At 69.7% G+C, this 4,941-nt stretch carries 6 protein-coding genes; 4 read left to right on the top strand and 2 right to left on the bottom strand.

Going from position 1 to position 4,941, the window contains the following annotated elements; translation table 11 throughout:
- Together ACFWPJ_RS24650 and ACFWPJ_RS24645 are read right to left on the bottom strand one after the other, a co-directional pair.
- The coding region (locus ACFWPJ_RS24650) for a protein kinase (protein ID WP_378854755.1) at nucleotides 1-279 on the bottom strand (279 nt) is incomplete at its 3' end.
- Nucleotides 280-439: 160 nt separating this feature from the next.
- Nucleotides 440-1,558, bottom strand: a complete 1,119-nt coding sequence (locus ACFWPJ_RS24645; protein WP_378854754.1) for a protein kinase — start codon at nucleotides 1,556-1,558, stop codon at nucleotides 440-442.
- Nucleotides 1,559-1,675: 117 nt separating this feature from the next.
- Here ACFWPJ_RS24645 and ACFWPJ_RS24640 point away from each other — a divergent pair, with 117 nt between their 5' ends.
- From ACFWPJ_RS24640 to ACFWPJ_RS24625, 4 genes are all read left to right on the top strand, one after another.
- On the top strand, nucleotides 1,676-2,446 hold the full coding sequence (locus tag ACFWPJ_RS24640; protein ID WP_378854753.1) for a deoxyribonuclease IV: 771 nt from the start codon (nucleotides 1,676-1,678) through the stop codon (nucleotides 2,444-2,446).
- Nucleotides 2,447-2,628: 182 nt separating this feature from the next.
- Nucleotides 2,629-3,846 (top strand): CaiB/BaiF CoA transferase family protein, encoded by a 1,218-nt coding sequence (locus ACFWPJ_RS24635; protein WP_378854752.1) that lies wholly within the window; start codon nucleotides 2,629-2,631, stop codon nucleotides 3,844-3,846.
- Entirely contained in the window at nucleotides 3,843-4,013 is a 171-nt protein-coding gene (locus tag ACFWPJ_RS24630) for a hypothetical protein (RefSeq protein ID WP_357343337.1), read from the top strand. The genes ACFWPJ_RS24635 and ACFWPJ_RS24630 overlap by 4 nt, the downstream gene beginning before the upstream one ends.
- On the top strand, nucleotides 4,010-4,941 hold a 932-nt coding region (locus ACFWPJ_RS24625; protein ID WP_378854751.1), incomplete at its 3' end, for a hydroxymethylglutaryl-CoA lyase. The genes ACFWPJ_RS24630 and ACFWPJ_RS24625, both read left to right, overlap by 4 nt.

Below are 4,941 nucleotides of genomic sequence, written 5' to 3'. Positions count from 1 at the left end.
TCCGTCGATGAACTGCTTGGAGATCCTCAGCTGTTCGTCGTCGAGCCCGCGGTCGTAGACGGTGACGATGTTCGGATGATCCAGACGCGAGACCAGGTCCGCCTCCCGTTCGAACCGCGCCCGCACCTCCTGATCGAAGAACATCTCGCGATTGAGCAACTTCAGCGCGGTCATGCGCGGTAGGCGAGGGTGCTTGGCGAGGTAGACCGAACCCATGCCACCACGGCCGAGCTGCCGTTCGATGACGTAGCCGGCGAAGACATCTCCGTTGGCCAGCATGTCTGCTCCACTTCCCGCCGTGCGCCGGGACCCACCAGCACACGCGCGTACAGCAAGAAAGCCGCGGCCGGGTGGCCCGCCACGGGAAAATCAACGAAACCTTAGCAGCAGCCGACCGGGCGGACGGTTGCTCGTAGAGCGACCGTCCAGCCCGCACCGATCACGGTGGCCGCCTCGGCTGCGGCGGCACGATATAGCCGGGATGGTTACGGCCACCGGGGAAGTCGATGGTGCCCGGCCGCTGCGTCCCGCGCCGCGGCGGGACCGCGCTCGTCGGCGGTCGCGGTACGTGCTGATGCGGCTGGGCCGGGGTGGTCGGGTGCGCCTGCTGATGCGGCTGCGGCGGCGTGGCCGGTCGCGAATAGTGCTGCTGCGGATACGGTTCGCGCGCTCGCAGCACCACGCCGGTCGCCGTCGGCTGCTGGTGGTGATGCCAGGGGCCTGGCACCGCGAACAGCGCGGCCTTGGCCGCCTGGGCGAATTCCGTGCAGCTGGCGTACCGCGCCCCCGGCTGCTTGGCCGTGGCCCTGGCCAGCACGGTCTCCAGGGTCGACGGCAGGTCGGGGCGCAGGCTGCGCAGCGGCGGCACCGGCTTGCTCAGGTGCGCCTGGATCACCGCGGCCGGGTTGGGGCCGGGGAACGGCACCGAGCCGGTCAGCATCCAGAACAGGGTGCAGGCCAGCGAGTACTGGTCGGCGCGGTGATCGAGTGGAGCGCCCGCGATGTGTTCGGGTGCTGCGTAGGCCAGGGTGGCGGTGATGCTGCCCGCCGAGGACAGCGTCGTCTCGCTGTCGCGCACGGCCGCGATCCCGAAGTCGGTGAGCACCACCCGTTCCGGGCGCCCGATCGGCGGCTTGGCGAGCAGGATGTTCGCCGGTTTCACGTCGCGGTGCAGGACACCGCCCGCGTGCGCGAAATCCAGGGCGGTCGCGGTCTCGGCGACGATCTGCACCGCCCGGTCGGGGGTGAGCACGTTGACGTCGGCCGTCGCGACATCGGTGCCCGCCACGAATTGCATGGAGATCCACAGCTGGTCGTCGTCGTTGCCGCGGTCGTAGACGTTGACGATGTTGGGATGCTCGAGCTGGGCGACCAGGTCGGCCTCGCGCTCGAACCGGCCGCGGCTCTCGTCGTCGGCGGACAGTTCGCGGTTGAGCAGCTTCAGCGCGGTCAGCCGGGGCAACCGGGGATGCCGCGCCAGATAGACCACGCCCATCCCGCCGTAACCGAGCACGCGCCGGATCGTGTACCCGGCGAACACGTCGCCTTTGCGCAACACCGCGAAGTCACCCCCTCCAGGGCAGAAGCACCCGTCCGAATTCTACCGATGTATCTCCCGATGCCCGCCGAGTGCAACATCGCCGATCATGTCGGTGCCGCGGATTAGGGTGGCATCATGCGCATTGGAGCACACGTTCGCGACGAGAGCGATCCGATCGGCTTCGGTGAGAAGCTCGGCGCCGAGGTCATCCAGATGTTCGTGGTCGATCCGCAGAGCTGGGACAAACCGCAGCCGCATCCCAAGGCCGCCGAAATCCTGGCCAGTCCGATCGACGTCGTCGTGCACTCGTCCTATCAGATCAATGTGGCCAGCCTGAACAACCGGCTGCGGATGCCCTCGCGCAACGCGGTGGCCCAGCAGGCGAAGGCCGCTGCCGAGCTCGGCGCGTTCGGCCTGGTCGTGCACGGCGGGCACGTGCGCTCCGACGCCGAGCTCGACACCGGAATCGACAACTGGCGCAAGCTGTTCGAACGCCAGCAGGACAAGGGCGGATTCGCCGTGCCGATCCTGATCGAGAACACCGCGGGCGGCAATCACGCGATGGCCAGGCATTTCGATTCGATCGCCAGGCTCTGGGACGCGGTCGGCGACTACGACGCCGGCTTCTGCCTGGACACCTGCCACGCCTGGGCGGGCGGCGAGGAACTGGTCGGCGTCGTCGAGCGGATCAAGGCGATCACCGGCCGCATCGACCTGGTGCACCTGAACTCCTCGCGCGACGACTTCGACTCCGGAGCCGACCGGCACGCCAATTTCGCCGACGGCACCATCGACCCGCAACTGCTGGCCGAGGTCTGCCGCACGGCAGGGGCGCCGGTCATCCTGGAGACGCCCGCCGACGGCGTCGCCGAAGACATCGCCTACCTGCGGGAGAACCTCAGCTAAGACAACTGGCAACCAACTGACCAGGTGAGGACATGGGTAACTCCCCAACCACCTCCCACCTGCCAGACACCCGAGGTGAGACCGACTGTCAACGGTCGAGTTGCCGGACGGCCCGCCGAAGTCGCGGAGAGGCGGGTGAGCCCGCCGAAGTCGCGGAGAGGCGGGGGAGCTAAAGTCGCGGGGTGGCGGAACAGATTCGGCCGTTGGACGGAGTGCGCGTCCTGGAACTCGGCAACTATGTGGCCGCTCCCACCGCCGGACGTATTCTGGGCGACTTCGGCGCCGAGGTGATCAAAGTGGAACGCCCTGGTACGGGCGACGAGTTACGCAACTGGCGGCTCTACGGCGGCGACACCTCGATGCTGTATCGCACCGTGAACCGCAACAAGAAGTCGATCGTGCTCGACCTGCGCACCGAGGCGGGCCGCGCGGTCGTGCTCGATCTGCTGCGGCACTGCGACGTGCTGCTGGAGAATTTCCGCCCCGGCATGCTGGAGAAATGGGGTCTCGGCCCCGAGGTGCTCGAGGAAGTGAACCCGAAGCTGGTCATCACCCGCATCTCCGCCTACGGCCAGACCGGCCCGATGGCCGCGCGGCCGGGGTTCGCCGCCGTCGCCGAGGCCGTGGGTGGCCTGCGCGAACTCGTCGGCGACCCCGACCGCCCGCCGGTGCGCGTGGGGGTGTCGATCGGTGACTCGCTCGCGGGCATCTACGCCGCGTTCGGCACGGTGATGGCGCTGTTCCAGCGCGAGCGGGTCACCGGTCAGGTGCCGCAGATGGAACGGATCATCGATGTCGCGCTCAACGAGTCGATCTTGTCGGTGATGGAATCGCTGGTCCCCGACCATCTCGCCTACGGCATCAACCGGGAGCGGGTCGGCGGCCGGATGGAAGGCATCGCGCCCAGCAATGCCTACCCGACCAGCGACGGCTACAGCATCATCATCGGCGGCAACGGCGACGCCATCTTCCAGCGGTATATGCAGGTCATCGGCCGTCCCGACCTGGCGGCCGACCCGGAGCTCGCCGACAACGCGGGCCGCTGGCGCAACCGGGAACGCCTGGACGCCTCGATCGCCGAATGGTCGAGCCGGCGCACCCGTGACGAGGCACTGAAACTGCTCGACGACGCCGCCATCCCGTGCGGCCCGATCTACACCGCCGCCGACATCGTGGCCGACGAGCAGTACCGCGCACGCAATATGATCCAGTCGTTCCCCGTCGACGTGGGCGAGCCCGAACCCAAGCAGGTGGGGTTCCCCGGCATCGTCCCGGTGATCGGGGGACAGTCGCTGCCGATCCGCAATGTCGGCCCCGACCTCGGCGAGCACACCAGAGAAGTGCTCGGCGGGCTGCTCGGAATGAGCGAAGATCAGATCGACGCGCTGGAGGCATCGTGAGCAGGCGAGTACACGGCAGACGCCGCCCACCGGTGCGCAGCAAGTGGGAACAGCGCGGGCCGGGCCATGTGCGCCCGACCGTGCATCCGACGCCCGCCAGCGTCGGTGACAAACCGTGCGGCGGCGTGATGTGCGTGCCCGCCCAGGAACCGGACCAGCGGCGATGACCGCCCCGCTGCTGCGGGATGTGACCCTGCGCGACGGCTTGCAGCTCACCGGCAAGGTGCTGCCCACCGAGCAGAAGATCGACGTCGTCCGGCGGCTGCTGGCCGCTGGCGTGCCCGCGCTGGAGATCGGCTCGATGGCCAGGCCGGACCTGGTGCCACCGATGGCCAACTCGCTCGAGCTGATCGCCGCCCTCACCCCGGACGAGCTGGCGAAATGCTGGGTCTGGGTGGCCACACCGCGGCACATCGAGAAGGCCGCCGCGGCCGGTGCGCGCAACTTCCAGTACTGCTTCTCGGTCTCCGACAGCCACAACAAGGCCAATATCGGCCGCGACACCGAGGCTTCGGTCGCGGCCATGCCCGACGCGATCCGCCTCGCCCAGGAGGCGGGCGGCGAGATCCAGCTCTGCCTGGCCACCAGCTTCACCTGCCCGTTCGAGGGCGCGGTCGACCCCGCGCGGGTGCTGGCCATCGCCAACGATCCGCGCACCGACGGCGCCGCCGACATCGTGCTGGCCGACACCCTCGGCCAGGCCCACCCCGGCCAGGTGAGCGCGCTGGTCTCGGCGGTCCGCGACCGCACACCGGCGCGCCGCATCGTCTTCCACGGCCACGACACCTGGGGCATGGGCGTGGCCAACACCCTCGCCGCCGTCGGGGCGGGCGCGACGATGGTCGACGGCGCCCTCGGCGGCCTCGGCGGCTGTCCCTTCGCCCCCGGCGCCAGCGGCAACACCGCCTCCGAGGACATCCTCTTCGCGACCCGCCCGGACTGGTTCACCCCGGCCGTCCTGGCGAGCCTGGTCGGCCTCACCGAGGAGCTGCGCGCCGACCGCGGCGCACCCCATCCTGCCCGCCCCCCGGAAGGCGCGCGCGCGCAGGCCCCGGCCCTGGGCTGGGGGGGCCGGGAGGGGGAGGGGGGGGTCCG

This window comes from Nocardia sp. NPDC058497, assembly GCF_042720195.1.
In the GTDB taxonomy this organism is placed as follows: domain Bacteria; phylum Actinomycetota; class Actinomycetes; order Mycobacteriales; family Mycobacteriaceae; genus Nocardia.
Note: the sequence above shows the minus strand (reverse complement) of the source record. Positions and strands in the feature narration are given on the sequence as shown.